Source organism: Stenotrophomonas lactitubi (assembly GCF_002803515.1).
GTDB classification, from domain to species: domain Bacteria; phylum Pseudomonadota; class Gammaproteobacteria; order Xanthomonadales; family Xanthomonadaceae; genus Stenotrophomonas; species Stenotrophomonas lactitubi.
This window is the reverse complement of the sequence record NZ_PHQX01000001.1, coordinates 2,833,984-2,859,310: the sequence shown is the minus strand read 5'-3', so window position 1 is coordinate 2,859,310 and position 25,327 is coordinate 2,833,984. Positions and strand designations below refer to the sequence as shown.

General features: G+C 67.5%; 24 protein-coding genes. 11 read left to right on the top strand and 13 right to left on the bottom strand.

From position 1 onward, the window contains the following. Positions 1-75: 75 nt before the first annotated feature. The 4 genes from CR156_RS13435 to CR156_RS13420 all read left to right on the top strand — a co-directional run bounded on the left by CR156_RS13435 (position 76) and on the right by CR156_RS13420 (position 3,217). On the top strand, positions 76-822 hold the full coding sequence (locus tag CR156_RS13435) for an S-methyl-5'-thioinosine phosphorylase (RefSeq protein ID WP_099818943.1): 747 nt from the start codon (positions 76-78) through the stop codon (positions 820-822). Between the two features lie 88 nt (positions 823-910). After that, positions 911-1,117, top strand: a complete 207-nt coding sequence (gene cspE, locus CR156_RS13430) for a transcription antiterminator/RNA stability regulator CspE (RefSeq protein ID WP_019183439.1) — start codon at positions 911-913, stop codon at positions 1,115-1,117. A 384-nt stretch (positions 1,118-1,501) separates the two neighbouring features. Next, the gene (locus CR156_RS13425) at positions 1,502-2,770 is read left to right on the top strand and encodes an FAD-dependent oxidoreductase (protein WP_100554173.1); all 1,269 of its coding nucleotides are present in this window, start codon (positions 1,502-1,504) and stop codon (positions 2,768-2,770) included. Positions 2,771-2,947: 177 nt separating this feature from the next. Beyond that, positions 2,948-3,217: a hypothetical protein gene (locus tag CR156_RS13420; protein ID WP_100554172.1), complete on the top strand. Its 270-nt coding sequence runs from the start codon at positions 2,948-2,950 to the stop codon at positions 3,215-3,217. 33 nt (positions 3,218-3,250) lie between these two features. On the opposite strand, the gene pdeM is transcribed toward CR156_RS13420, so the two are convergent. Genes pdeM through CR156_RS13400 form a run of 4 tightly spaced genes read right to left on the bottom strand, consistent with a single transcriptional unit; the run spans position 3,251 to position 8,940 of the window. Further along, complete coding sequence (gene pdeM / locus CR156_RS13415) at positions 3,251-3,892, bottom strand: ligase-associated DNA damage response endonuclease PdeM (RefSeq protein WP_089238046.1); 642 nt, start codon at positions 3,890-3,892, stop codon at positions 3,251-3,253. After that, a complete protein-coding gene (locus tag CR156_RS13410) occupies positions 3,882-6,341 on the bottom strand; it encodes a ligase-associated DNA damage response DEXH box helicase (protein ID WP_100553196.1) in 2,460 nt (819 codons plus the stop codon). Before CR156_RS13410 ends, pdeM begins: the two co-directional genes overlap by 11 nt. Further along, a complete protein-coding gene (locus CR156_RS13405) occupies positions 6,338-7,945 on the bottom strand; it encodes an ATP-dependent DNA ligase (RefSeq protein ID WP_100553195.1) in 1,608 nt (535 codons plus the stop codon). The genes CR156_RS13410 and CR156_RS13405 overlap by 4 nt, the downstream gene beginning before the upstream one ends. Continuing rightward, complete coding sequence (locus CR156_RS13400) at positions 7,942-8,940, bottom strand: ligase-associated DNA damage response exonuclease (protein ID WP_099818946.1); 999 nt, start codon at positions 8,938-8,940, stop codon at positions 7,942-7,944. Before CR156_RS13400 ends, CR156_RS13405 begins: the two co-directional genes overlap by 4 nt. Before the next feature lie 114 nt (positions 8,941-9,054). Between CR156_RS13400 and CR156_RS13395 the strand changes: the two genes are divergently transcribed. Continuing rightward, complete coding sequence (locus CR156_RS13395) at positions 9,055-10,692, top strand: acyl-CoA dehydrogenase family protein (RefSeq protein WP_100553194.1); 1,638 nt, start codon at positions 9,055-9,057, stop codon at positions 10,690-10,692. A 306-nt stretch (positions 10,693-10,998) separates the two neighbouring features. On the opposite strand, the gene CR156_RS13390 is transcribed toward CR156_RS13395, so the two are convergent. From CR156_RS13390 to CR156_RS13380, 3 genes are all read right to left on the bottom strand, one after another. Further along, on the bottom strand, positions 10,999-11,409 hold the full coding sequence (locus CR156_RS13390; protein WP_089236410.1) for a hypothetical protein: 411 nt from the start codon (positions 11,407-11,409) through the stop codon (positions 10,999-11,001). A 149-nt stretch (positions 11,410-11,558) separates the two neighbouring features. Further along, positions 11,559-11,900 carry a hypothetical protein gene (locus tag CR156_RS13385; protein ID WP_089236409.1) on the bottom strand — a complete coding sequence of 114 codons (342 nt, stop codon included), beginning with the start codon at positions 11,898-11,900 and terminating at the stop codon, positions 11,559-11,561. Positions 11,901-12,024: 124 nt separating this feature from the next. Next, positions 12,025-13,200 carry a thiolase family protein gene (locus tag CR156_RS13380; RefSeq protein WP_100553193.1) on the bottom strand — a complete coding sequence of 392 codons (1,176 nt, stop codon included), beginning with the start codon at positions 13,198-13,200 and terminating at the stop codon, positions 12,025-12,027. A 181-nt stretch (positions 13,201-13,381) separates the two neighbouring features. Between CR156_RS13380 and CR156_RS13375 the strand changes: the two genes are divergently transcribed. Further along, positions 13,382-16,219: an autotransporter serine protease gene (locus CR156_RS13375; protein ID WP_100553192.1), complete on the top strand. Its 2,838-nt coding sequence runs from the start codon at positions 13,382-13,384 to the stop codon at positions 16,217-16,219. A gap of 85 nt (positions 16,220-16,304) precedes the next feature. Here CR156_RS13375 and CR156_RS13370 read toward each other — a convergent pair whose 3' ends face one another. Further along, positions 16,305-17,402: a Glu/Leu/Phe/Val dehydrogenase dimerization domain-containing protein gene (locus tag CR156_RS13370; RefSeq protein ID WP_100553191.1), complete on the bottom strand. Its 1,098-nt coding sequence runs from the start codon at positions 17,400-17,402 to the stop codon at positions 16,305-16,307. Between the two features lie 269 nt (positions 17,403-17,671). On the opposite strand from CR156_RS13370, the gene CR156_RS13365 reads away from it, so the two are divergent. Then, the gene (locus CR156_RS13365) at positions 17,672-18,751 is read left to right on the top strand and encodes an HDOD domain-containing protein (protein WP_100553190.1); all 1,080 of its coding nucleotides are present in this window, start codon (positions 17,672-17,674) and stop codon (positions 18,749-18,751) included. Positions 18,752-18,754: 3 nt separating this feature from the next. Here CR156_RS13365 and CR156_RS13360 read toward each other — a convergent pair whose 3' ends face one another. The 3 genes from CR156_RS13360 to CR156_RS13350 form a co-directional block, all read right to left on the bottom strand. Further along, positions 18,755-20,365 carry a phospholipase D family protein gene (locus CR156_RS13360; RefSeq protein WP_409349554.1) on the bottom strand — a complete coding sequence of 537 codons (1,611 nt, stop codon included), beginning with the start codon at positions 20,363-20,365 and terminating at the stop codon, positions 18,755-18,757. 149 nt (positions 20,366-20,514) lie between these two features. Further along, complete coding sequence (locus tag CR156_RS13355) at positions 20,515-21,213, bottom strand: RNA pseudouridine synthase (RefSeq protein WP_100461343.1); 699 nt, start codon at positions 21,211-21,213, stop codon at positions 20,515-20,517. A 46-nt stretch (positions 21,214-21,259) separates the two neighbouring features. After that, a complete protein-coding gene (locus CR156_RS13350) occupies positions 21,260-21,760 on the bottom strand; it encodes a M48 family metallopeptidase (protein ID WP_059064772.1) in 501 nt (166 codons plus the stop codon). 61 nt (positions 21,761-21,821) lie between these two features. Here CR156_RS13350 and CR156_RS13345 point away from each other — a divergent pair, with 61 nt between their 5' ends. Together CR156_RS13345 and CR156_RS13340 are read left to right on the top strand one after the other, a co-directional pair. After that, complete coding sequence (locus tag CR156_RS13345) at positions 21,822-22,379, top strand: DUF2058 domain-containing protein (protein ID WP_100554171.1); 558 nt, start codon at positions 21,822-21,824, stop codon at positions 22,377-22,379. A gap of 106 nt (positions 22,380-22,485) precedes the next feature. Then, complete coding sequence (locus CR156_RS13340; RefSeq protein ID WP_025879161.1) at positions 22,486-22,752, top strand: DksA/TraR family C4-type zinc finger protein; 267 nt, start codon at positions 22,486-22,488, stop codon at positions 22,750-22,752. Positions 22,753-23,283: 531 nt separating this feature from the next. Here CR156_RS13340 and CR156_RS13325 read toward each other — a convergent pair. Both CR156_RS13325 and CR156_RS13320 read right to left on the bottom strand, forming a co-directional pair. Next, a complete protein-coding gene (locus CR156_RS13325) occupies positions 23,284-23,877 on the bottom strand; it encodes a mechanosensitive ion channel family protein (RefSeq protein ID WP_080353823.1) in 594 nt (197 codons plus the stop codon). A 35-nt stretch (positions 23,878-23,912) separates the two neighbouring features. Further along, positions 23,913-24,092, bottom strand: a complete 180-nt coding sequence (locus tag CR156_RS13320; RefSeq protein WP_100553187.1) for a hypothetical protein — start codon at positions 24,090-24,092, stop codon at positions 23,913-23,915. 126 nt (positions 24,093-24,218) lie between these two features. Here CR156_RS13320 and CR156_RS13315 point away from each other — a divergent pair, with 126 nt between their 5' ends. Beyond that, positions 24,219-24,797 (top strand): RNA polymerase sigma factor, encoded by a 579-nt coding sequence (locus CR156_RS13315; protein WP_100553186.1) that lies wholly within the window; start codon positions 24,219-24,221, stop codon positions 24,795-24,797. Further along, on the top strand, positions 24,794-25,321 hold the full coding sequence (locus tag CR156_RS13310; RefSeq protein WP_100553185.1) for a hypothetical protein: 528 nt from the start codon (positions 24,794-24,796) through the stop codon (positions 25,319-25,321). Before CR156_RS13315 ends, CR156_RS13310 begins: the two co-directional genes overlap by 4 nt. Positions 25,322-25,327: the final 6 nt, after the last annotated feature.

Here is a 25,327-nt window from a genome sequence, read left to right as displayed (position 1 = left end):
GGCCGCCTGCGGCCTGCGTTTCCTGCCGCCGGCATCCTCGGGTGCCGGCGTTCTTTTTTCTCTGGAGTGCTTTTCATGCAACAGATCGCCCTGGCCGTGATTGGCGGCACCGGTGTCTACAACCTGGCCAAGCTTGACGACGTGCAGACCCACGAAGTCTCGACCCGTTTCGGACAGCCGTCCGGCCCGGTGCGGGTCGGGACATTGCTTGGTCATCGCGTGGCTTTCCTGGCGCGCCACGGTGAAGGTCATTCGCTGCCGCCGCACAAGATCAACTACCGCGCCAACCTGGCCGCGCTGCAGCAGATCGGCGCGCAACGGGTGTTGGCACTGAATACCGTGGGCGGCATCGGTGACGATTTCGGTCCGCGCGTGCTGGCCTGTCCGGATCAGGTAATCGATTACACCTGGGGTCGGATCAGCACGATCTGCGAAGAAGAAGGCACCGACGTGGTGCACGTCGACTTCGGCCATCCGTACACGCCGATGCTGCGCAGCAAGATCCTGGCGGCGGCGAAGGTGACCGGCGTGAAGGTCCACGATGGCGGTTGCTACGGCGCAACGCAGGGCCCGCGACTGGAAACCATCGCTGAAATCGCGCGTATGCGCCGCGATGGTTGCGACCTGGTGGGCATGACCGGCATGCCCGAAGCGGCGCTGGCACGCGAGCTGGGGCTGGATTACGCCTGCCTGGCGATCGTTGCCAACTGGGCCGCCGGGTGCGGTGACGGCGAGGAAATCACCATGGCCGAAGTACTGGCCAATGTGCAGGCCGCCAGCAACGGACTTCCGGAACTGGTCGGCGAATTGGCGCGGGGGTGATTGTCTTCGCGTAACAAGCTTTGCATACTCAGCTTGTGCGCGGGTTCAGCGTACACCACCCATTCATTGCATAAGGTCACGCATCACCATGCCGAACGGTACCGTCAAGTGGTTCAACGACGCCAAGGGATTTGGCTTCATCTCGCCGGAGGACGGCAGCGCCGACGTCTTCGCGCACTTCTCCGCGATCAACTCCAAGGGCTTCCGCAGTCTGCAGGAAGGCCAGAAGGTCACCTACGACGTGACCCAGGGCCCGAAGGGCGCCCAGGCCTCGAACATCGTTCCGGCCGAGTGATCCACTCGATAGTGCGTTGAAAACCCCGCTTCGGCGGGGTTTTTTTTTGCGGGCCGTGAACGTGAAGATGCCCTTGCTGTGGGAGCGCCTGTCCTTGCGTGCGAATGTCCCCCGGCGCCGGCCTGCGGCCATCGCCTCCTCCTTTACTTCGCACGCAAGGACAGGCGCTCCCGTTGCGGAATCGCGCGCGCCAGCAGAGGCCATGAAAGCCGAGCGCCGCCACCACTGCAGGCTCTCCTGCGAAGTAAAGGAGGAGGCAGCCGCGCAGAGGCTGCCGGGGGACATTCGCAGGAGAGCCGGCAGTGGTGGTGGAGCCCGATGCAAATCTGCTCGGAAGAGGAGGCGGTCGATGTACCGCCCCTGCGCCGATGGCACAATGCGGGCATGACGGAACGACTGCGCATCGCCGTAATTGGATACGGCACCGCTGGCCAGGCATTGGCCATCCTGCTCATCCGTGATGGCCACGAGGTGGAGATCTTCGAACGCGTGCCGACGCCAGGGCCGGTGGGCGCGGGGTTCCTGCTGCAACCCAGCGGACTGCAGGTGCTGTGGCAGATGGGCCTGCTCGATGCGGTGCGTGGCTACGCCATGCCGGTGCGCCGGCTGTATGGCGATACCCCGTGCGAGCGCGCGGTGATGGACATGGGCTATGACGGCCTGGATGCGCGCCTGCATGGCCTGGGCATGCAGCGGGGCGCGTTGTTCTCGGTGCTGGACCAGGCGCGGGAAGGCGCCGGCGAACTGCACGTCGGTACGACCATCGTCGAGGTCGACCACCAGCAGGGGTGCTTGCGCGACAGCGACGGCCGCACGCATGGACCGTTCGATCTGGTGGTTGCCGCCGACGGCGCTGCATCCACGCTGCGCAACGGTATCGACGGCGGCGCGGCGCTGGACCGGGTGTACCCGTGGGGCGCGCTGTGGTGCCTGTTGCCGGCCGAAGACTGGCCGCACATGCAGCAGCTGCGGCAGCGCTACGTCGCCGCGCGCAAGATGATCGGCCTGCTGCCGGTGGGTACCCGGCCGGGTGACGATACGCCTCGCCTGAGCTTCTTCTGGAGCCTGCCGCGCGCGGATTTCGAGCGCTGGCAGGGCGACGGCATGGCGCCCTGGCTGGAAGAACTGCATGCGCTGTGGCCACAGGCGGGCGCGCGCTTTACCCATCTGCAGGACGCTGGGCAACTGGCGCGGGCGGTGTACCGCGATGCCGTGATGAAGCGTTGGCATCAGGGCCGGCTGGTACTGGTCGGTGATGCAGCACATGCGATGAGCCCGCAGCTGGGGCAGGGCGTGAACATGGCGCTGCTGGATGCGTTGGCACTGCGCGACGCGTTGCGCACCCATGGTGGCGGTGAACCGGCATTACAGGCCTATCAGGCGCAACGGCGTGCGCACGTGGCGGTGTATCAGCGCTGGAGCCGCTGGCTGACGCCGTTGTTCCAGTCCGATCGTGATGCGTGGGCGAAAGCCCGTGACGTGTTGCTGGGGCCGATGGGACGACTGCCTGGCGGGCGCGGGCACATGCTGCGCGTGCTCAGCGGTACCCAGCACGGGTGGCTGGGCGCGTTGCCGCTCGATCCAGCATTCATCGACGCGCTGGCCGCCGCGCCCTCGGCCGCACAGAGCGTGGCAATTCCGGCCACCGCGTGAATCTTTCGTCACGTCGATTAACGATTACCTCACCCCGTATATGCGACAAGAGATGAGCACGCGGCAGCCGCGTCGCCCGTTTTCCTTTTCGTGATCGATCATCGCGTGGCCCGGGTGGCATCGCCGTCGCTGCCTGCTGCGGCCCGGATGTGCCGCACGATGCACGAGGAGGACGCCATGTTGTTCGCGGTCGAGAAGCTGGAATCGGAAATCTGCAAGCTGCGCGGTCTGCTGCGGATGCTGCACGAGGACCAGCCCGACGTACTGGAAGATGTGTTCGAGTTCCATGTCGGCAGTTTGATCAGCCACGCATCACCGGAAAGCCACGACCATATCCGCGCCTGCGCCCACGAGATGCTGGTGGCGATACAGGCACTGCCGCGCCACGCTGACGAGGAAGTGTCGGATTTCAGCCTGATGCCCGGGATCGTCGCGCGCCCGTCGTAATGCAGGGCAGGCCTCGACGCAGGCCTCAACGAGTCAGCGAACCGGCAGCGGCACCACGCTGTCTTCCACACAGGCGAGCAGCTGTTCGCCCGGTGCCAGTACAGGCACGACACCGGCGGTGAATGCCGAGAACGCTGGCAGGATGGTGATGCCCTGGCGCAGCCAGAACGCGGGAAAGCGTCGACGCAGCGCCGGCAACGCAACCTGCGGGTGCACATGGCCGGCCAGCACGTGCGCGGAGGCATCGGCCAGCGGCTCGTGCCGCAACAGGAACGGCCCCAAGCGCGCGTCGTCATGCATCTGTACCTGCAGCGCCGCCTTCGGCAGATCGCGATCGTGATTGCCACGCACCACGTGGATGTCCAGCGCAGCGTGCTGCTCGCGCCAACCGAGCCATTGCTGGTACCAGGCCGCGCGATGCGCCGGGCCATGCAGGACGTCGCCGAGGATCCATAGGTGCTGGCACTGGTGCAGGGTCACCATGTCCTGCAGGCGCTGCAGGTCATTGCCGGTACCGCCGGCCGGCAAGGCGATTCCCGCACGCCGGAATACGTCCGCCTTGCCCAGGTGCAGGTCGGCGATCAACAACGTGCGACGCGCCGGCCACAGCAGCGCCCGACCGCCCAGCAGCAGCATCGACTCACCGCCCAGCTGCAGTGGCAGATCAGCGGCCATGGCGGCGCTCCAGCTGTTGCGCGGCACGCTGCACGCGCGTGCGCCAGTCTTCATTGCTGAACTGCCCACGCAGGCGCTCGGCCCACAGAGGAAACGCCAACGGGGTCAGCGACGATGGCTGCTGCAGCGACAACGAACGTGTGGCGATGCCGGCCAGCACCTGCTGCAGCCCGGGCAGATCCAAGCTGTCGTGCAGCACTTCATGCTCGGCCAGTGCCAACAGCAGATGCTCCGGGTCGTGCTCGCGCAGCACGTCATGCAGCAGACCGGCGGAGGCCTGCAGCTGGCGCAGCGAGCGTGGCATGCCACCTGGCAGGCTGGGCACCAGCAGGCCCGACACGCGTGCGATGCCGCGGAACTGACGGCGCGCCAGCTCGCCCAGGTTCACCGCTTCGCGCAGGTCCGGCAGCAGACCTGCAGCGTCCAGCATCGCCCGCCAGTCCTGTTCCTGCAGTTCCACCGGCGTTGCCGGCGCGAGCACCAGACCATGGTCGTTCACCGCATAGCCGATGCTGTTGCGCTGCTGCCGGGTGCAGCGCAGGGCAAGCAGCGCGGCCAACGCTTCGTGCACATGGCGGCCCGCAAAGGGATAGACGAACAGGAACTGGCCCTCGCGTCGGCGCACGTCTTCCACCAGCAGGTGGCCGGGCGATGGCGGCGCAGACAGCTGCGACTGCAACGCCAGCAGCGGCGCAAGCCAGCGCGACTCCACGCTCTGGTCGGCGCCTGACAGCACCCTCTCCAGTTCGCGCCCCAGTGGCATCGACAACGGCAACTGCCCGCCCTGCCAGCGCGGCACCACGCCATCACCACCGCCACGTGCCACACGCACGAACGCGGTCATGTCGCGCAGCTGCACCAGCTCCAGCAGGCGTCCTGCAAACTGGAAGCGGTCGCCCCGGCGCAGGCGGCTGGCGAACTGCTCTTCCACCGCGCCCAGGCTGCCGCCACGCAGGAACTGCACGCGCACGCTGCCGTCGCTGCTGATGGTGCCGATCGACAGCCGATGGCGCAGCGCCTGGCGGCGATCGGGCATGCGGTAGATGCCATCGGCATCGCGCACCACCTTGTGGAACTCCGGATACCGGGACAGCGCACGTCCGCCCTGCACGATGAAATCGAGCACGGCATTCCATTGCGCGTCTTCCAGCGCGGCGAAGGCATGCGTGCCACGAACCTGTTGCAGCAGTGCATCGGCGTCGAAGCCGCCAGCCAGTGCGCGGCTGACCGCGTGCTGGGCTAATACATCCAGCGACAAGGTGGGAGGACGTCGTGCTTCGATCACCCCGTCATGCAGCGCGCGTCGGGCAGCCGCGTACTCGGCCAGTTCCAGCGCGTTGCTGGGAATGCACAGTATTTCGCCACTGGCACCGGGCCGATGGCGCGCACGCCCGGCCCGCTGGCGCAGGCGGGCCACACCCTTTGGGCTGCCCAGCTGCAGCACCTGGTCCACTTCCGGAAAGTCCACGCCCAGATCCAGGCTGGACGTGGCCACCACGCACCGCAGCGTGCCGGCACGCAGTCCGTCTTCAACCTGCTGGCGCAGCGTGGGATCCAATGAGCCGTGGTGCAGGGCGAGCGTACCGGCATCTTCCGGCCACACCGCTGCGAGGGCCTGGTGCCACAGTTCCGCCTGCGCACGTGTGTTGGTGAAGAGCAGGCTGCTGCGCGCGCGGAACACTGCATCCAGCACGCGCGGAAGCTGGGAAAGGCCTAGATGCCCGGCCCACGGAAAGCGTTCGCCGGGTTCGGGCAGCAGGCTGCGTATCGTCACCGGCCGCTGCCGTGCGCCCTCCACGATCGGTGCCTGGGGCCGGTGTGGCAGCAGTACGTCGCGTGCCTGCGGCAGGTTGCCCAATGTTGCCGACAGCCCCCACAGCTGCATCGTGGGGGCTGCCTCACGCAACAGCGCCAGGTTCAACTGCAGCAGCACGCCGCGCTTGTTGCCCAGCAGTTCGTGCCATTCGTCCACCACCACGCAGCGCAGCTGGCGCATGCGCTCAAGGGTGTCGGGATAGCTGAGCAACAGCGCCAGCGACTCCGGTGTGGTCACCAGTACATCGATACGACCTTCGCGGGCCAGGCGCCTGTCGCGGTTGCTGGCATCGCCGCTGCGCAGCCCCACGCGCCAGCCCAGGCCAAGGCCATCGATCGGTGCCTGCAGCGCGCGTGCGGTATCGCTGGCCAGCGCACGCAGCGGCGTCACCCACAGCACCTGCAGCGGGCGTACCGCGCTGGCACGACGCGGTGTGGGGGGCGGGTCGAGCATCGCCTGCAGCAAGGGGCCGCCGAACATGGCAAGGGTCTTGCCGCTGCCGGTGGGGGTGTGCAGCAGGCCCGATTCGCCAGCCAGGTAGTGTCGCCACATCGCGCGCTGGAAGGGCAGGGGGCGCCAGCCGCGGCTGCCGAACCAGTCTTTCAGGCGCTGCAGCGCTTCACTGCGCTTCATCGCGCCAGCGCCTGCAACTGGGCGAGGTGGTCGGCTTCGGCAGCCGGTTTGTCGTGGCGCCAGCGCAGGATGCGTGGAAAGCGCACGGCAATGCCGGACTTGTGGCGCGCGCTGCGGTTTACCGCTTCGAAGCCGAGTTCGAACACCTGCTCGGCACTGACGCTGCGTACCGGGCCGAAGCGCTCGCGGGTATGCGCGCGGATCCAACGATCAAGGGCGAGGATTTCCTTGTCGTCCAGACCGGAATAGGCCTTGGCCACCGGAACCAGCGTGTCGCCGTCCCAGACCCCGAAGGTGTAGTCGGTGTAGAGCGTGCTGCGCCGGCCATGACCCGCCTGTGCATACAGCAGTACGGCATCGATGGTGAGCGGCTCGACCTTCCACTTCCACCAGTCGCCGCGGCGACGCCCGGACTGGTAGATCGAATCGCGGCGCTTCAGCATCAGCCCTTCCACGCCGCGCTCGCGCGATGCTTCGCGCAGCTGCGCGGCATGCTGCCAATCGACGGCGGTCACCTCGGGCGACAGCTGGATGCGCGGATCGCCGAGCAGGCCGACCACCTCGGCCAACTGCGCGCGACGTTGCTGCAGTGGCAGCGCACGCAGGTCTTCACCGTCGCGTTCAAGCAGATCGTAGGCGAGCACGCGCACCGGTGTGTTGCGCAGGGTGGCGGCGCCGGGTTTGCGGCGCTGGATGCGGGTCTGCAGCGCGGTGAATGCGCGCGGAAGATTGTCAGCGTCGTCCCATGCCAGCAGCTCTCCATCCAGCACGCAGCCATCGGGCAGCAATGCGGCGGCCTGTTCGATCTCAGGGAAGCGACCGTCCAGCCGTTCTTCGCCGCGTGACCACAATGCCACCTCACCCTGGCGCCGCAGCAGCTGCAGGCGGATGCCATCCCACTTCCATTCCAGCAGCCAGTTGCTGATCTCGCCCAGCCGCTCGGTGGGCTCACCTTCCAGCGGTGAGGCGAGGAAGAATGGATAGGGCTGCTGGCGATCGGTCGGCAGTTCTTCGGCAGACAACAAAGTGGCCAGCAGGCCGGGGGAGGGCACCCAGTCGCCGAGCATGCGCTGGGCGATGCGGGCGATGTCCAGCCCGGACCATTCGGCCAATGCCTGCTGCACCACGCGCTGCGACACGCCAACGCGCAGTGCGCCGGTCAGCAGCTTGTTGAAGACCAGGCGTTCGGCCGATGCAAGCTGTCGCCAGCCCTCGACTACAGCGGCACGACGCACGGGCTCCGGCTGGTTGGCGACGGCAAGCAGGTGCTGTTCGATCCAGTCGGCCAGGGGGCGATCCTCGCCTTCGCTGGCAGGATCATCCAGCAGCAGCGTGAGCGTTTCGGCAAGGTCGCCGACCTGCGCGTAGCTGTCCTCGACCAGCCATGGCGGCAGGCCGGATTCTTCAGCGATCCACGTCCGCAGTTCGCCACTGCCTGCGATCTTGCGGCGCGCGCCGCCCACCTTGCCACCGCTGAGCAGGTACAGCGCCCACGCCGCGTCGTGCGGTCGTGCATGCTGGAAGTAGTCGATCAATGCCGCGCGCTTGTCCAGCGTCGCGGTGCTGCGATCCAGCCGCTGGTACAGCGCGGCGAAGGCCTTCATTCCTCGCCTCCGAAATCGGTGCGGAAGGCTTCGGCGGCAATGCCGCGTTCGCGCAGGTACGGAATCAGCGCATCGGTGTTGCCGTGGGTGGCGATGATCCTCCGCGCCCCGGTCTGCGTGATGGTCTGCAGCAACGCAGGCCAGTCGGCATGGTCGGAGATCACGAAGCCACGGTCGACGTTGCGGCGGCGGCGGTTGCCGCGCAACTGCATCCAGCCCGAGGCGAAGCCGAGCTGGTGGCGGCCGAACCGGCGCAGCCAGGGCGTGCCGGCGGCCGAGGGCGGCGCCAGGATCAGCTGGCCTGCGGCATCGGGCTGACGTCCCTGCTCGGCAACCGTGAGCGTGTCGAGCATCGGTACACCGGCCTGGCGATAGACGGCGACGCCGTTGGCGATGGCGCCATGCAGCCAGGCAGGCTGGTCATCCACCGCGCGCAGCTCGGCAAGCACACGTTGCGCCTTGCCCAGTGCATAACAGAGCAGCACGGCCGCTTCCCCACGCTGCGCACACTCGCGACGCCAGGCGGCGATCTCGGCCGCCACTGCGCGGGTATCGGGCCAGCGATAGATCGGCAGCGCAAAGGTCGCTTCGGTGATGAAGGTATCGCAGGGCACCACTTCGAACGGTGTGCAGGTGGGATCGGGTTGCCGCTTGTAGTCGCCCGATGCCACCCAGACCTGCTCGCCGTCGTCGATGCGCACCTGCGATGAGCCGAGCACGTGACCGGCTGGATGCAGCGATACCTGCACCCGGCCCAGCGCGAACGGCACGCCCTCGGCATGCGCGTGCAGCGGCACATCGCCCAGGCGCCAGCGCAGGATCGGCACGCTGCCGGTGCTGCAGTGGTACTCACCCATGCCGGGTCGCGCATGATCGCCATGGCCATGGGTGATGACCGCGCGCGGTACCGGCCGCCAGGGATCGATATGGAAATCGCCTGCCGCGCAGTACAGCCCTTCCGGCCGCAGTACCACCAGATCGTCATTGCCTGCCATGCCATCACTGTGGCGTGGCGGTCGTGCACGCGGCGAGAATCGGCCTGAACGCGGGGTTGCCGGACGATACGGCACAATCGGGCCGCACACCTCTTGCCGGCGGGGAAGGAACCGATGAGTGGACCGAGCTTCAACAGCAGCGCTCCCTACGAAACCCACGTGGTGCTCAACCAGCCGCCACCGTTCGCCGGTCGCCAGTTGTGGACCGACGACATCGCACTGATGGAGGCCGTGCAGCGCGAGGGTGCGGCAGCGTTCGCGCCACGCCTGGCGGTGTACGGAGGGTTGGCTGGCGACGAGCTGTACCGCATCGGCTTCGACGCCAACCGCGACCGCCCACGCCTTCGCACGCACGATGCGCAGGGCCATCGCATCGATACCGTGGAATTCCATCCGGCGTACCACCAGCTGATGCAGACGGCGAAGGAGCATGGCGTTGCAGGACTGTCCTGGCATGAGCCGCAGCCCGGCGCCCATGTCGCGCGCGCTGCACTGAGCTACCTGCACCACCAGGCCGAGGCAGGCACCAGCTGCCCGCTGACCATGACCCATGCCGCAGTGGCCGTGCTGCGCGGGCAGCCGCATCTGGCCGAGTGGTCGCGCAAGGCCGCTGCACCGGTATACGACCCGCGTGATGTGCCGGTGGCCGACAAGGCCGGCATCACCCTGGGCATGGGCATGACCGAGAAGCAGGGCGGCTCGGACGTGCGCGCCAACACCACCCGCGCCGAACCCATCGATGGCGAGCGCTATCGACTGGTCGGGCACAAGTGGTTCTTCTCCGCACCGATGTGCGATGGCTTCCTGGTACTGGCGCAGGCGCCGGCCGGATTGACCTGCCTGTTGATGCCACGGCGGCTGGCCGACGGCGATCGCAATGCGTTCCGCCTGATGCGCTTGAAGGACAAGCTGGGCGACTGGGCCAACGCCTCCAGTGAAGTGGAGTTCTGCGGTGCGCAGGCCTGGCGGGTGGGCGAGGAAGGGCGTGGCGTGGCCACCATCATCGGCATGGTGATGATGACCCGGCTGGACTGCATGCTGGGCGCTGCGGCGGAAATGCGCATGGCGCTGGCACAGGCGCTGCATCACGCGCGGCATCGACGCACCTTTGGCAAGCCACTGATGGACCATCCGCTGATGACCAACGTGCTGGCCGATCTGGCGCTGGAATCGGAAGCCGCCACGGTGCTGGCGATGCGTATCGCGCGCGCGGTCGATCACGCCGGCAGCGATGCGTCCGAGGCCGCGCTTGCGCGGCTGGGTACGGCATTGGGCAAGTACTGGATATGCAAGCGTGCGCCTGCGTTCGTCAATGAAGCACAGGAATGCCTGGGCGGTGCCGGCTACGTGGAGGAATCGATGTTGCCGCGGCTGTACCGGCAGGCGCCGTTGAATTCGATCTGGGAGGGCAGCGGCAACATCCAGTGCCTGGATGTGCTGCGCGCGCTGGCGCGCGAACCGGAGGTGCTGGCGGCACTGCGCGGTGAACTGGAGGCGGTGGCCGACCGTGATGCGCGCTATGCGGCGGCGCTGCAGCAGTGGCGCGATGCGGCGGCACCGGAGGAGGCACAGGCGCGGGTGTTGTGCGAACGCACGGCCTTGCTGCTGCAGGCGGCGTTGTTGCTGCGTGCACGCAGTCCGATGGCAGAAGCATTCATCCGCAGCCGGCTGCAGGGCGAACATGGGTTGGCGTTCGGCACGCTGCCGGCCGGGGTGGATGTGGCGGGGATGCTGGCGCGCGCGCTGCCGTAGCGGCGGCCAACGGCGGAGCCCCTCGTGGTGGGCGCTGCTGGAGTGTGAGCAGCGCCGCGCGGGTGCGCTGCGCAGGGGGCGCTGCAAGTACGTCCCTGTAAGCTCGGTCGCCGCATCCATGCGGCTCACGCCCCTGCGCAGCCCACCCGCGCGGCCTTGGACGGTTTCCGTGGGCGCTCAGCACGGAATCAACAGAAGAAGCGAAAAGCAGAAAAGCCGCGGCGATGCCGCGGCTTTTCCTGTAGAGCCGAGCCCGTGCTCGGCTTTTCCGGTAGCGCCGGGCCATGCCCGGCGAACGCGAAGGCCTTAGTGCTTGGCTTCTTCCTTGGCGGCGGTGGCCTTGGCGTCGTCGGCCACATCGCGAGCCTTGTCGGCAACCTTCTGCGCGGCATCGGCAGTGGCGTCGCTGGCGTGCGCAGCGGCATCGGTCGCTGCGACCTTGGCCTTGTCGGCCGCGTTGGCGGTGGCGGCGGCAGCGCTGTCCAACGCCTGCTGGGTGTCGGCGGCAGCCTGCTCGGAGGCAGCGGCGGTCTTGTCGGCGGCGTCACGGGTGGCTGCAGCGGCCTTGTCGACGGCATCGCGTGCGGCGGCACCGGCGCTGTCGGCGGCCTGCGCGGCATCCTGCTTGGCCTGTTCGGCTTCCGGGCCCTTGCAGGCGGCCAGTGCAAGCAGCAGGGAGGCGGCCAGCAGGGTGGTGGTCAGCGGGCGAATCTTCATGGCGGTCTCCGGTACTGCAATGGATGGGGACGCCAGCCTATTCATACCGTTGTGAAGACGTGGTGGTGACCTGCGCACGGAACTGCGCGCAAAGAAAAAGCCGCTGGCGAACCAGCGGCTTCTTCAGAACAGCTTGAAGAAAGAAGTTATTACTTCTTGGCTTCTTCAGCAGCGTCCTTGGCCTTCTCGGCGGTGCCTTCAGCAGCCTTGGCAGCGTCGGCAGCAGCGCCGGCAGCAGCGTCGGTGGCAGCGCCAGCAGCCTGGGCAGCGGCGTCAACCGAAGCGTCAGCAGCGGTGGCGGCGGTGTCAGCGGCCTGCTGGGCAGCGTCGGCGGTCTGGGCGCCAGCAGCGGCGGCCTGGTCGGCAGCAGCCTGGGCTTCGGTGGCGGCCTGGTTGGCCGAAGCAGCGGCGTCCTGGGCAGCTTCCTGCTTCGAGCAGGCGGCCAGGGCCAGAGCCAGGGACATCGCGACCAGCAGCTTGTTGATGCTCATTGTGTAAATCCTCGTCGTTAGAATTAGGCAACGCGCATGCTGCGCGCCGACAACATGATGACAAGCCAAGATTGGGTGTCAAGCGATCCCGCATTCATTTTTGCGAAATAGACGTTAAACCCTTTCAGATCAACTCGATGGCGATAGCCGTCGCTTCGCCGCCGCCGATGCACAGGGTGGCAATGCCGCGCTTGCCGCCGCGCGTGCGCAATGCGTTGACCAGGGTGACCACCAGGCGTGCGCCGGAGGCACCGATGGGATGGCCCAGCGCGCAGGCACCGCCATTCACGTTGAGCTTGTCGTGCGGGATGCCCAGTTCGCGCATCGGTGCCATCGCCACCACGGCAAAGGCCTCGTTGATTTCGAACAGATCGATCTGGTCCAGCGACCAGCCGGTCTTCTCCAGCAGGGTGTGGATGGCGCCGATCGGGGCGGTGGTGAACCACTCCGGTTCCTGCGAATGGGTGGCATGGCCGACGATGCGCGCCAGCGGCTGCAGGCCGCGTGCGGCAGCATCTTCTTCGGTCAGCAGGACCACGGCGGCGGCGCCATCGGAAATGCTGGAGGAACTGGCGGCGGTCACGCTGCCGTCCTTCTTGAAGGCCGGGCGCAGGGTCGGGATCTTGGCGATGTCCGAACGGCCGGGCTGTTCGTCGCTGGCGACCTCGACTTCACCCTTGCGGGTGGCGACCTTCACCGCAACGATTTCGTCGGCGAAGGCGCCGTTGGCCTGGGCCGCCTGTGCGCGCTTGACCGATTCGATGGAGTAAGCGTCCTGCTCTTCGCGGGTGAACTGGTACTTGTCCACGGCGCATTCGGCGAATTCGCCCATGGCCTTGCCGTCATAGGCGTTGACCAGGCCGTCGTGGGCCATGTGGTCCACGGCCTGGAAGTTGCCGAACCGGTTGCCGGTGCGCGAATTGGGCAGCAGATGCGGGGCGTTGGACATCGATTCCATGCCGCCGGCGACCACGACCTTGGCCGAACCGGCCTTGATCAGGTCATGGCCGAGCATGATGGCCTTCATGCCCGAACCACAGACCTTGTTGAGGGTGGTCGCGCCGACCGACAGCGGGATGCCGGCGGCGATCGCTGCCTGGCGGGCAGGCGCCTGGCCGAGATTGGCCGGCAGCACGCAGCCCATCAGGACTTCGGAGACGTCGCTGGCAGGAACGCCCGACTGTTCCAGCGCGGCGGCGATGGCGGCCGCGCCGAGGGTCGGGGTCGGAACGCCGTTGAACTGGCCGAGGAAGGAGCCGATGGCGGTGCGCTTGGCGGCGGCGATGACGATGTTGGACATGGCAATCTCGTTGATGCGTGAGCAATGTTCGGAAAGGAGACGACGGGCGTTGGAAGCGGCGCCGTTTCCCGGCAGACTGCGTGGGGGTCGGCTCAGTATAGAGGGTCGGCGAAGACTGCCGCTGGGCAGTCCTGGATGCCTGCCCGGATGGCGGCAGGCCAACGTTCATGGGAAGGAAACGATGGAACGTAAGACGATGGGAAGGTCGGTCCTGGCATCGGCGCTGGCGGTGGCGCTGTCGGCGTGTGGCGGTGGAGGGGGCGGCAGCAACGTGCGCATCGACCCGCCACCGGTTACGCCACCGGTAACGCCCCCGGTCACCCCGCCTCCCGCGTCCAAGCCGCTGGAGCCGGCGGTGGATGCGCATCTGGCACAGACCAACGCGCGTGCCGCACAGGCCACTGGCGTGACCGGCCGCGGCGTGCGCATCGGCATTGTCGATTCGGGCGTGCTGCGCAACGCCGAGGCACTGAACGGACGGGTAGTGGCCAACCTCAACTACATCGACCCGAGCCGCAACAATCTCAACGTCGATGACGTGCTTGGCCATGGCACGGCCGTCGCCAGCCTGGCTGCCGGTGCATCGGTGGGTGTCTGGCCCGGAGGCATCGCACCGGGTGCGGAGATCGTCTCGGCGCGCATCATTTCCGACACCACGCCCCAGGATGACGGCAGCGGAAAGGGCAACTCCTTCAGCGGCACGCTGGGCGTGGCCGGGGTCCACCAGGACCTGATCGGCTACGGCGTGAAGGTGATGAACAATTCCTGGGGCGGCCTGTACTGGACCGACCTCGGCACCACCGCGCAGGTCGCGGCCGAATACCGCCCCTTCATCATCAACCACGGCGGCCTGGTGGTGTTCGCCGCAGGCAACGAGGGGCGCGACCAGCCCAGCAGCGTGGCCGCGTTGCCCAGCCAGCGTGGCCTCGGCGGATCGCTGCCCGCAGCCGATCTGGAAAAAGGCTGGCTGGTGGCCACCGCGATCGATCCGAACAAGCCGGGTGAGCGTGCCCCCTGGGCCAATGCCTGTGGCGACGCCGCGCGTTACTGCCTGACCGCTCCCGGCAGCGCGGTGTTCCCCGAACCGGGTACCGGCAAGTATCTGTGGAACTACGGCACATCCTTCGCCGCGCCGCTGATCTCCGGCGCTGCGGCGCTGGTCTGGCAGCGCTACCCGTACTTCGACAACGACCTGGTGCGGCAGACCCTGCTCGGCACGGCCACCGACATCGGTGCGCCGGGCGTCGATCCGATCTACGGCTACGGCCTGCTCAACGTCGGCAAGGCGGTGAACGGTCCCGGCCGCTTCGACTGGGGCGATGTCACGGTCAATGTCGACGCGCCATCCTCGGGCTCGATCTGGAGCAACGACATCGCAGGCGCTGGCGGCCTGGTCAAGCGCGGCGATGGCCGGCTGGAGCTGAGTGGCAACAACAGCTACAGCGGCGATACCCGCATCGAGCGCGGCAGCCTGGCCCTGCGGGGCGGGGCAGTGATCCGTTCCAACGTCAGCATCTCTGGTGCCGGCGGTGTCTCAATGGCTGGCCTGCAGTTCATGCCGGGCACGCCGCGGGTGATCGGCAACGTCGACAACGGCGCCAGCGTGGTGCTGATCAACGCCAACACCACCGCGACCATCGAAGGTAATTACAGCCAGCGTCCGGATGCGCGGCTGATCGTCGCGCTGGGCGTGAACGCGCTGCAGGTGACCGGCACCGCACGGCTGGCCGGCGGCGTGGTGGTCGATGGCATCGTTTCCGGTTACGTGCCGCAGGTCGGCAGCCGGCAAGGGCTGATCCATGCCAACGGCGGTATCAACGGTACGTTCACCACACCGGTATCCAACACCGGCGCCAACGGCCTGACCCTGCTGCAGGCACAGTACGGCTATGGCAGCAACGACGCGTGGATGGACCTGACCCAGCTCAGTGTTTCTGCCGCTGCGTCCGGTCTGGGCGCCAATGCACAGGCATCGGCACTGCGGGTGGAGTCGGCATTCACCGCGCTGGACCACAACGCGAATCTGCAGGGTTCGGCGTTCGGTACGGCCGCCGGCGCGCTGCAGCGTACGGCGGGCGGGACCGAGGGCCTGTCGGCGAGCCTGGAAAGCCTGTCCGGACAGGCGCATGCGCGCGCTGAAGCGTCGACCTTCGACAGTGTGGACATGTCGCGCCGTGCGGTTGCCGAGCGCTTCGACCGCGTGCAGGCAGCGCCGAAGCTGCGTGGTGCCTGGCAGAGCGCGCTGGGCGAAGCCGGTCAGGGCAGCTTTGCCGGCAACGCCGCCGACAGCCAGGGCTGGATGGCAGGCCAGGACGTGGCATTGGGCAGCAATGGTCTGCTGGGCATGGCCTTCGGCGAAACCCGCAGCAACGGCGGCAGCAACTTCAGTGGTGATCGTGGCCGCGACCGCCAGACGCAGGCACAGCTGTACGCCGGCTGGAACCTGGGGCGTGGCTATGCGCTGGCCCAGTTCGGCACTGGTCAGTTCACCCGTGAGCTGGACCGCCAGTTGCTGCTGGGTGCCGGTGCCTACGGTGTGTCCGCGCGCTACGGCGGGCGTTTCAGCAGTGCCAGCGTCGAAGGCGGCTATCGTTTCGGGCGCATCGGTGCGTCGTTGACCCCGTACCTGGGGGCCAGCAGCACGCGCCTGGATACCGATGGCTTCAGCGAGCAGGGTGGCTTCGGCTTCGGCCTGCGCGGTGAGGCGTCACGTGCACAGCGCAGCGAGATGCTGGCGGGCCTGCGCGGCGAGCGGCAGTGGGGTCGTTGGACCCTGCGCGGCCATGCCGAATGGCAACAACGGCTGGATGGCAGTGAGCAGGCCTGGCAGGCAAGCTTCGTCGGCGTTGATGCCTGGGCGCCGTTGGCCGGTGTCGACGCACCGCGGGGCAGTGCCTTGTTCGGCCTGGCGCTGGAATCATGGTGGGGCCGCAATGGCCGCCTGAGCCTGGGTATCGACCAGCGCGTGGGTGGCAATGATGCACGGCAGGCGGCGCTGCGCTACAGCACTGGCTTCTGATCGTAGCGCCGGGCCTGCTGCCCGGCGCGTTCATCCGGCGGGTGCCGACCATGGGTCGGCACCCGCACGGTTCGCGAGGCGGCGATCAGCCGCCGCGCAGATTGCCCAGGCGCGGCGTGCTGCGGCCCAGCGGCATCTTCAGCTTGCCGATCGACAGGATGCGCGCTTCGGCGATCCGGTCGGCGGCGCGCTGCGGGGCGATGTTCTCGCGCTGCGACAGTTCGAAGATGCGCGTCAGGTTGTGGTAGATGCTGCGGATCAGCCGCATCGCGCGCTCGCGGTTGTAACCGTCGATTTCCAGCGACACGTTCATCACGCCACCGGCGTTGACCGCGTAGTCAGGCGCATACAGGATGCCGCGCGCATGCAGTTCGTCGCCGATCTCCAGGCTGGACAGCTGGTTGTTGGCGGTGCCACAGATGATCTTCGCCTTGATCCGCGGCAGGGTGTCGGCGTTGATCGCGCCTTCCAGCGCACACGGCGCGAACACATCGGCGTTCACTTCGTGGATCTCGTCCGGCTTGACGGCCTCGGCGCCGAAGTCGTTGACCGCACGATCCACCAGCGCGCTGTCCAGATCGGTGACATACAGCTTGGCGCCACGGTCGCGCAGCAGCTTCACCAGTTCCATGCCGATATGGCCCAGGCCCTGCACCGCGATGCTGGTCTTGCCCACTTCCTCATGGCCGAACTTGAAGCGCATCGAGGCCATCAGCGCCTGCAGCGCGCCATAGGCGGTGAACGGGGCCGGATCTCCCGAGCCGCCATGGACCTGGTGCACGCCGGTGACGAACTGGCTCTCCAGGTAGATGTTCTCCATGTCGTTGACGTCGGTACCGACATCCTCGGCGGTGATGTAGCGACCGCCCAGCGAATCGACGTAGCGGCCGAAGGCGCGGAACAGCACTTCGGTCTTGTCGACCTTGGGGTCGCCGATGATCACCGCCTTGCCGCCACCGACATTGAGACCGGCCAGCGCATTCTTGTAGGTCATCGTGCGGCTCAGCCGCAGCACATCGGCCAGCGCATCGTCGGTGCTGGCGTAAGGGCGCATGCGCACCCCGCCCAGGGCGGGGCCCAGGGTGGTGTTGTGGATGGCGATGATCGCCCGCAGGCCGGCATCCTGGTTGTGGCAGAACACCACCTGTTCGTGGCCGGTGGTTGCGAGGGTTTCGAATAGCATGGGGTCTCCGATGGCGCGATCTGCGGTGAACTGCGGCGAACTGCCAATGAACGGTAGGGTCCGAAAACAAAAAAAGCGACGTCGTCGGTACAGGGGGACGGGTCGCGCGGCGCCATTCTAGTCCATTCGCCCGGGATATGCCGTCGACGCAGGAAGCGCCCGGGTTAAAGAAGATGAAAGTGCGGCCGATGCTGCGACGACGGCAGGTGGCCGGATGTGATGAAGGCGCAGGCAGTGGCAGCAGCAGGAAAACGACAGGGTGGGCGGCGATGACCGCAGCGTGGTGGCGATCTGTGCTGCGTTGGCTGTCGCAGCTGACCGGGCAGGCCCCGGCACGTCTGGCCGCAGCCCCCCGCCAGGCCGTGGCCGCGGCGGCGGCCAGCCTGCAGGGTGACGCCTTGCCGGCGGCCGAGGTCGCCGCTCACCTGCAGCGCGGGCTGCATGCGCTGGCCCTGTATCCGCGTTTGGCCGGCGAACCGACCGCGGTCAGCGCGTCGGGTCTGGCCGAGGCGGTGGACCGCGCGCTGCAGGACCGCGACTGGGCTACCCGGCAGCTGCCGCGGCGCCCGCAACTGCTGCCGCAGCTGATCCAGACGGTCAATGACGACGTTGCATCGGCGCGGGTGATGGCCGCGATCATCGGCCAGGATCCGGTGCTGACCGGCAACCTGCTGCGGATCGCCAACAGCCCGGCCTACAAGGTGCACGAGCGGCCCGTGGAAAGCCTGCAGCGGGCGGTGACCCTGGTCGGCACCGAAGGCGTGCGGCAGATCATCAGTGCAGTGCTGGTGCAGCCGGTGATGCAGGTGCAGTGCGAGGTGTTCCCGCAGTTCAGTTCGATCATATGGGAGCACGCGCTGCTGGCTTCGCGCGCGGCCGCCGACCACGCGCGCACGGTCACCTTCGGCGATGCCTTCGCTGCGCAATGGCTGGGCCTGGTGCAGGGCCTGGGCGCAGCGCTGGTCATGCGGCAACTGCTGCAGGAAGCGCAGGCACGCGGCGAAGAGGTGGAGCCGGCGCTGGCCCTGCAGTTGCTGCAGCAGTGGTCACTACCGCTGGCACAGCGGGTGGCTGCCGCCTGGGAACTGCCCGAGCCGGTGCATCAGGCCCTGGCGCCTGACGCTGACGGTCCGCTGGCCGACAGCCTGCGACTGGCCAGCGCCGCTGCGGCGGCCAGCCTGCTGTGCCGGCACGGGCATGCCAGCCAGGGCCGCATGCTGGCCTTGCTGGAACAGCTGCCGGCAGCGCCGCCGCACGCCCTGCGCTGGATCTGGCGGCGCCTGCACGGGCGCAATGTGGAAACCCTGGACGAGAGCCTGCACGGCGATGGCGAAGGGCTCGCCCGCTGATCGTTACAGCTGCGATTCCAGCGGTAACCAGCTGATCACCCGCGCCGTCCAACGCTTGCCGAGGCTGCTGCCGGGCTCGGCTTCGACCCAATGCGGTGGCGGCTCGCGCTGCAGCCAGCGCAGTTCATCATCAGCGCCCAGTGCCAGCCACCAGCTGTGTTCCGGGCTGGCCAGGCGCAGGTATTCCGCGCGCAGCTGCGCGCCCAGCACCGGGTCGTCGAACAGCACGCCCATCTCGGTGTTGAGATAGGCCGAACGCGGATCGAGGTTGAACGATCCGACGAACCCGCGCTGGTCGTCGACCAGCAATGCCTTGGTGTGCAGGCTGGCGCCACTGCTGCCGAACAGGCTGCTGTCACCGGTCTGGCCGCTCGCCTTCAGTTCGTACAGCTGCACGCCGGCCTTCAGCAGCGGCACCCGGTAGCCCATGTAACCACCGTGCACGGCAGCCACATCGTTGGCCGCCAGTGAGTTGGTCACCACGCCGACCTGGGCGCCACGCCCGGCCATCGCCGAAAGGCCGTCCAGCCCTTCGCTGCCGGGCACGAAGTACGGCGAGATCAACAGTGCCTTGTAGCGCGTCGACTGCAGCTGCCGGACCAGCGCGGTGACCAGCCAGTCGTCATGCGCATCGCCGTGATGCTTCATCGGTGGATCGGACAGGATCCGTACCTGCGTGCTCCAATGCAGCGGCTCCGGGCTGGCGCGCTGGCGCTGGCGCGACTCTGCCACGCGCTGCAGGTACGGTTGCGCCTGCGCATGCAGCGCGTCCAGATCGGACTGGCGTACCAGCTGGCGCAGCTGCGCATCGGTGTAGGTCGCCAGCGCCGAGATCGGAATCGCCGCGTCGCTGTTCCAGTAGTCGTCGAAGATCTGGTTGGCCTGCTGCACGGCCGGGCCGGCCACCACCAGGTCCAGGTCCTGGAAGTTCACGTCGCTGCGCGCGCTGAAATACTCCTCACCGATGTTGCGGCCACCGACGATGGCGATGCGCCCATCGGCGATCCAGCTCTTGTTGTGCATGCGGTGGTTCACGCTGAAGGCGCGTTGCACCAGCTCCAGCGTGCGGGCGATGCCGCTGCGGTTGCGGAACGGGTTGTACAGGCGAAGCTCGATGTTGGGATGCGCATCGAGCGCCATCATCAGCGCATCCTTGTCCTTGGCGTTCATGTCATCGAGCAGGATGCGCACGCGCACGCCACGTTCGGCAGCGTCGTACAGCGCCTTGGCCATCAGGTGGCCGATCAGGTCGTCGTGCCAGATGTAGTACTGCAGGTCCAGGCTGCGGCCGGCATGTTCGGTGATCATCGCGCGGGCGGCGAACGCATCCATGCCATCGCTGAGGAAGGCCACGCCAGACTGCCCAGGATGGGCAGCCTGCAGGGGCATGATCTGTCGATCGATGGGCGTCTGCGCAGGCTGCAGTGGCAGCACCTGCGACGCTTCACCGCGCGCCTGCGGGGCCAGGTGGTCGGCCAGCAGCAGGCCGGACAGGACCAGCAGAAGCAGGGCGGCGATGATGATCGCGGCGACGCGTAGCAGGCGCCGCCATAGGGGTTTGCGCAGACTCATGACGCCGATGGTAGTTCCACACCGCGCGTAGATCCACGCCACGCCTGGAGGTAGATCCACGCCATGCGTGGATGAGTCGCCATCAGTAGATCCACGCCATGCGTGGATGAATCGCCATCAGTAGATCCACGCCATGCGTGGATGAGTCGCCATCAGTAGATCCACGCCATGCGTGGATGGAGCGCCGTGACTCAGAACCGCTCGTCGCTGCCCAGATAGCGCCACTGGCCCACGGCCAGCGGGCCCAGCGCCACCCGGCCGATGCGCAGGCGGCGTACGGCCACAACCTGCAGGCCGGCGGCCGTCACCGCAGTCCTCAGTCCCCTCGCGGTCAGCCCCTTGCCTGCAAAGCGCAGGCGCTGCTCGCTCTGCCAGCTGACCTTGGGGCCGCCTGCTTCATGCTGCAGCCGGGCCATCAGCCACGGGCCACGTTCCGGGCCGCCTTCGGCCACTTCGACCAGGTACTCCTGTTCGGTGCGGCCCAGGTTCCGCTGCAGGTGCGCCAGCACCGCCGGATCCTGGCTGACCACCACCAGCCCGTTGTCGTCGGCCGGCAGCGAGGATGCCAGCTGCAGGCCGTGGAAGTGCCGCTGCAGCGGACGGATGTCACTGGCATCCAGTTCGCTGCGGGTCTCGGTGCGGATCAGCGCGCACAGGGCATCGGCCGGCACGCCTGCCGGCTTGTGCAGCAGCATGCTGGCGCGCTCGGCCTTGCTGTCGCTGGCCTGCTCGGCCACCACGATGCTGGCGCTCTCGTCCACCGGGCGCTGCGGCTGTTCCACCACCTCGCCATCGACGCTGACCCAGCCGCCCTCGATATAGCGCCGCGCTTCACCACGCGGGATGCCGAGCAGGGCGGACAGGCGTTTGTCGAGTCGGGTCGGTTCCATGGCGAAAGGTCGGGCAGGGGGCGCGCAGTGTAGCCGCTACGCCGTTTCAGCGCTGGCCACGGTTGGCCAGCTCGGTCAGGTACAGCCGGGTATCGAACTCCAGCTGCAGGTAATCGGGCTCCATGTGCTGGCACAGCTGGTAGAAGGCCTTGTTGTGGTCGGCCTCCTTCAGATGCGCCAGTTCGTGCACCACGATCATGCGCAGGAAGGCGGCTGGCGCCTGCCGGAACACGGTGGCGATGCGGATCTCGCGGCTGGCCTTGAGCCGGCCCCCGTGCACGCGGGAAATGGCGGTGTGGGTGCCCAGGGCATGCTTGATGACTTCCAGCGTGTTGTCGTAGCAGACCTTGTTGAGCGGCACCGACTTGCGCAGATAACGGTCCTTCATGTCCTGGGTGTAGTCGTACAGCTGGCGGTCGCTGCGCACCTCATGCGGGTCCGGATAGCGCTGCTGCAGCCAAGGGCCGAGCTTGCCCTGGGCCAGCAGGTCGCTGACCTGGGCGACCAGGGGTTCGGGGTAGCCGGTGAGGTACTTCAGGACAGCCATGCAGGGGCGTCGGCGCGTCGGTAGAATGGGGCATCCAGATTACACGCGGTACGTATCGACCATGGCAAAGCCCAACGCGCTGCAGGAACAATTGCTCAAGGCCGGCCTGGCCAAGAAGTCGCAGGCCAGCGCCGCCGCGCGTGAACAGGCCAAGGCCCGCCAGGGCAAGGCCGAGTCGACCTCGGCCGAGGTCCAGCGTGAAGCTGAACGCGTCCGGGCCGAAAAGATCGAGCGTGACCGTGCGCTGGCTGCCGAGCGCAACGCGCAGGCCAAGCAGGCGGAGCGCAAGGCGCAGGCCAAGCAGATCATCAGCGCCCACGCCGTGCCTCACAAAGGCGAGGACGAGTACCGCTTCAGCGATGGCGCGGTGATCCGCACCCTGTTGATCGATACCAAGCTGCGCAAGGCGTTGTCGGTGGGCGTGCTGGTCATCGTGGCCCATGGCGACAGCTACGCGGTGCTGCCACGCGCGGCGGCTGAAAAAGTACGTGAACGCGCCCCGGAAGCCATCATCGTCGACCATGGCACGCCCGGCTCCAGCGCCGAGATTTCCACCGGCAACGCCGAGGATGACGCCTACTACGCGCAGTTCCAGGTTCCCGACGATCTGGTCTGGTAAGGCGGCGCTGAACCGGCCGCAGCGTCCGCCGGGCATGGCCCGGCGCTACCGATTGCGGCGGGGGGTATCGTCCCCATATCAGGCGACACCCCTGCGGAGGATGGCCATGGCTACCGGTTGGGCCGGAGATGGCGCGGTCCAGGACCAGATCGACGCCACCGTTGACGATGCGATTGCCCGCGCGCGGCGCCAGCTGCGCCAGGGCCCGGGCCTGGAACACTGTGAGGAATGCGACGCGCCGATTCCGTTGGCGCGGCGTCAGGCGGTGCCTGGGGTTCGGCTGTGCGTGAACTGCCAGCAGGCGCACGACGAAGAGGAACAGGCGCAGAGTGGCTACAACCGGCGCGGTAGCAAGGACAGCCAGTTGAGGTGAAGGGGGGGGGCGGCAGGGCTGCGCCCTGCACCTGCAGAGGCCTTCAAACCAAGGCAAAGGCAACAGCAAAAGCTGGCATTCCGTGGGGTGGTGGGGCGGTGTCGGATTGCGGGGACGCCGCAAGTACGTCCTTGTAGGCTTGGCAGCCGCATCCATGCGGCTGACACCCCGCAATCCGACACCGCCCCACCTCTGACAGTTTTCCGGTGCCTGGTAGATCCACGCCATGCGTGGATGAATTCCGATGGAAATCGAATATTTCGATATTGGAATTTGATGAAAGAGCATCCACGCATGGCGTGGATTACAGATCGCGGAGATCTGTCGAAGGCGGGGTGGGGCCGGTGGCAGGGGCGTGAGCCGCATGGATGCGGCGACCGAGCTTACATGGACGTACTTGCAGCGGCCCCTGCCACCGGGCCCACCCCGCCATCCCACAGGAACCCAGCCTTTGCTGTTGAGGTTGCCGGCCAGCGGCCGGCACTACCGCCTCTGCAGGTGCAGGGCGCAGCCCTGCCGACCAACCCGACCTCAGCCGTCGCCCTGGATGCCGCCGGGTGCCTGCGTCGGGTCGCGCCAGCGCCGCACCGTGCGCTGGAAGAACAGGTTGTTCGGCAGCTGCAGCACCGTGCCCTCGTGGCCGTCACCGGTTTCCTGCAACGTGGTGTAGATCAGGTTGACGTCGATCACCCGGCCCTTCAGTCCGGGCTTTTCGCCGTTCTCCAGCACTTCGATGTAGTCATGCAGGCGGAACGGCCGCGTGGTGAAGATCAGCAGCGTGCAGAAGATATTGGACAGCACGCTCCAGGCCGCGAAGAACGCCACCGCGCCCACCGCAGCGAAACCGGTGAAGGCCGTCCACAACACCGAGGGCGAGGCGCCGAGCAGGCTGAGGATGTACAGCACCGCGCTGAAATAGACCACGAAACTGGTGATCCGGCGCGCACCCATCACCATTTCCGGTGGCAGCGTGTAGTGATCGGCGAAGCGGCGGATCAGGCGCCGGGCCAGCACCCGCAGCAGCCAGGCGGCAAGCAGGGTGATCAGGATCTGCAGGGCGATCCCGATGTCATGCAGCCAGGGGTGGGTCCAGGCGGGCAGGTGGTCCTTCAGCGACAACATCATGGGGCGACAACATGCGACGGAAACGGGTCTTGATGTTACCCGGCGCGTGTCGACGTTTCGACCGCCTGTGCCCAGGCAAGGCAGACAAGATCCTGTTTGTGCTGCTGCAGGCAGGCGCGGCCGCTCTCGGCACGCCAGTGCAGGGATAGGCCGAACGCCTGCAGCAGCATGCAGGCCACGATCGCCAGCAGGGCGGCGCAGGAAGGACTGGACATGGGAGGCTCCTGGCCGGGAAGGCCTGCGGGGGACCTGTGATGGATGCAGCCAGCCGCGAAAAGGTTGCAAGCAGAAAGCGCGTCGGCAGATCTAAACCTTTTTCCGGCTGGCCGCATCCAACGGATATGCTCGACACGACCATGCCCGCGCCGCCTGCCGCCACCGACGCCGTCGACGAAGCCGCTTTGGTGCGTGCGGCGGCGGCTGGCGATACCGGTGCCTACGAACTGCTGTATCGGCGCCACTCGCCGCGGGTGTTTGCCTCGTTGTGGCGCCTGTGTGGCGGCCAGCAGGCACGTGCCGAGGATGCACTGCAGGAGGCGTTCCTGCAGGCATGGAAGGCACTGCCCGGCTTCCGTTTCGAGAGCAGCCTGTCCACCTGGCTGCATCGGTTGGGGGTCAACGCCGCGTTGATGGAGCTGCGCGGGCGTGCCGCCGGGCATGACCACGACAGCCTGGACGACGTTGACGGTGGGATACCAGAGATGGCGGTGCATGATGGCTGCGCCGGCACCGAACGCGATCTGGAACGTGCGTTGGCGACCCTGCCGCCGCGCGCACGTGCGGTACTGGTGCTGCACGATATCGAAGGCTGGAAACACCATGAAATCGCCGGCCAGCTGCAGATGGCGGTCGGTAGTTCCAAAGCACAGCTGCATCGCGCGCGTGGCCTGCTGCGCGCGCGCCTGGGAGACATGACATGAGTACGCACGACCCCGATCACGACCTGCTGGCGCGCCTGCGCGCCCTTCCCACTGAACGCAGCACACCGGCGGATGGCTGGGAACGCCTGTCGGCGCGGTTGCCACCCCGCGAACCGGTTGCCGCACAGGTGCCGAAGGACAACGTGGTGGCGTTGCCACTGCGCAGCCGTCGACGCTGGTGGTTGCCGGTTGGCGCGGCGTTGGCGGCCAGCCTCGCGCTCTACGCGGTGGCACCGTGGCGGCATGCACCCGAGGCGCTGCCTGCACCCAGTGGCCTGCAGCTGCAGGCCGATGCGATGACCGAACAGTACCGGCAGGCAGTGGCATCGCTGCCTGATGGCACCGCGCCGGAGTGGCAGCCCGCGCTGCATGAACTGGATCGCAGCGCGGAACAGATCCGCGCCGCGATGGCGCAGGACCCGCGTGCGCCGCACCTGCTTGGACAGCTCAAGCGCACTTACGCGCTGCGGCTGGAACTGACCCGGCAGGCGGCCTATGCCGCCGAATCCGGCTTGACGACCTGAGGAGAC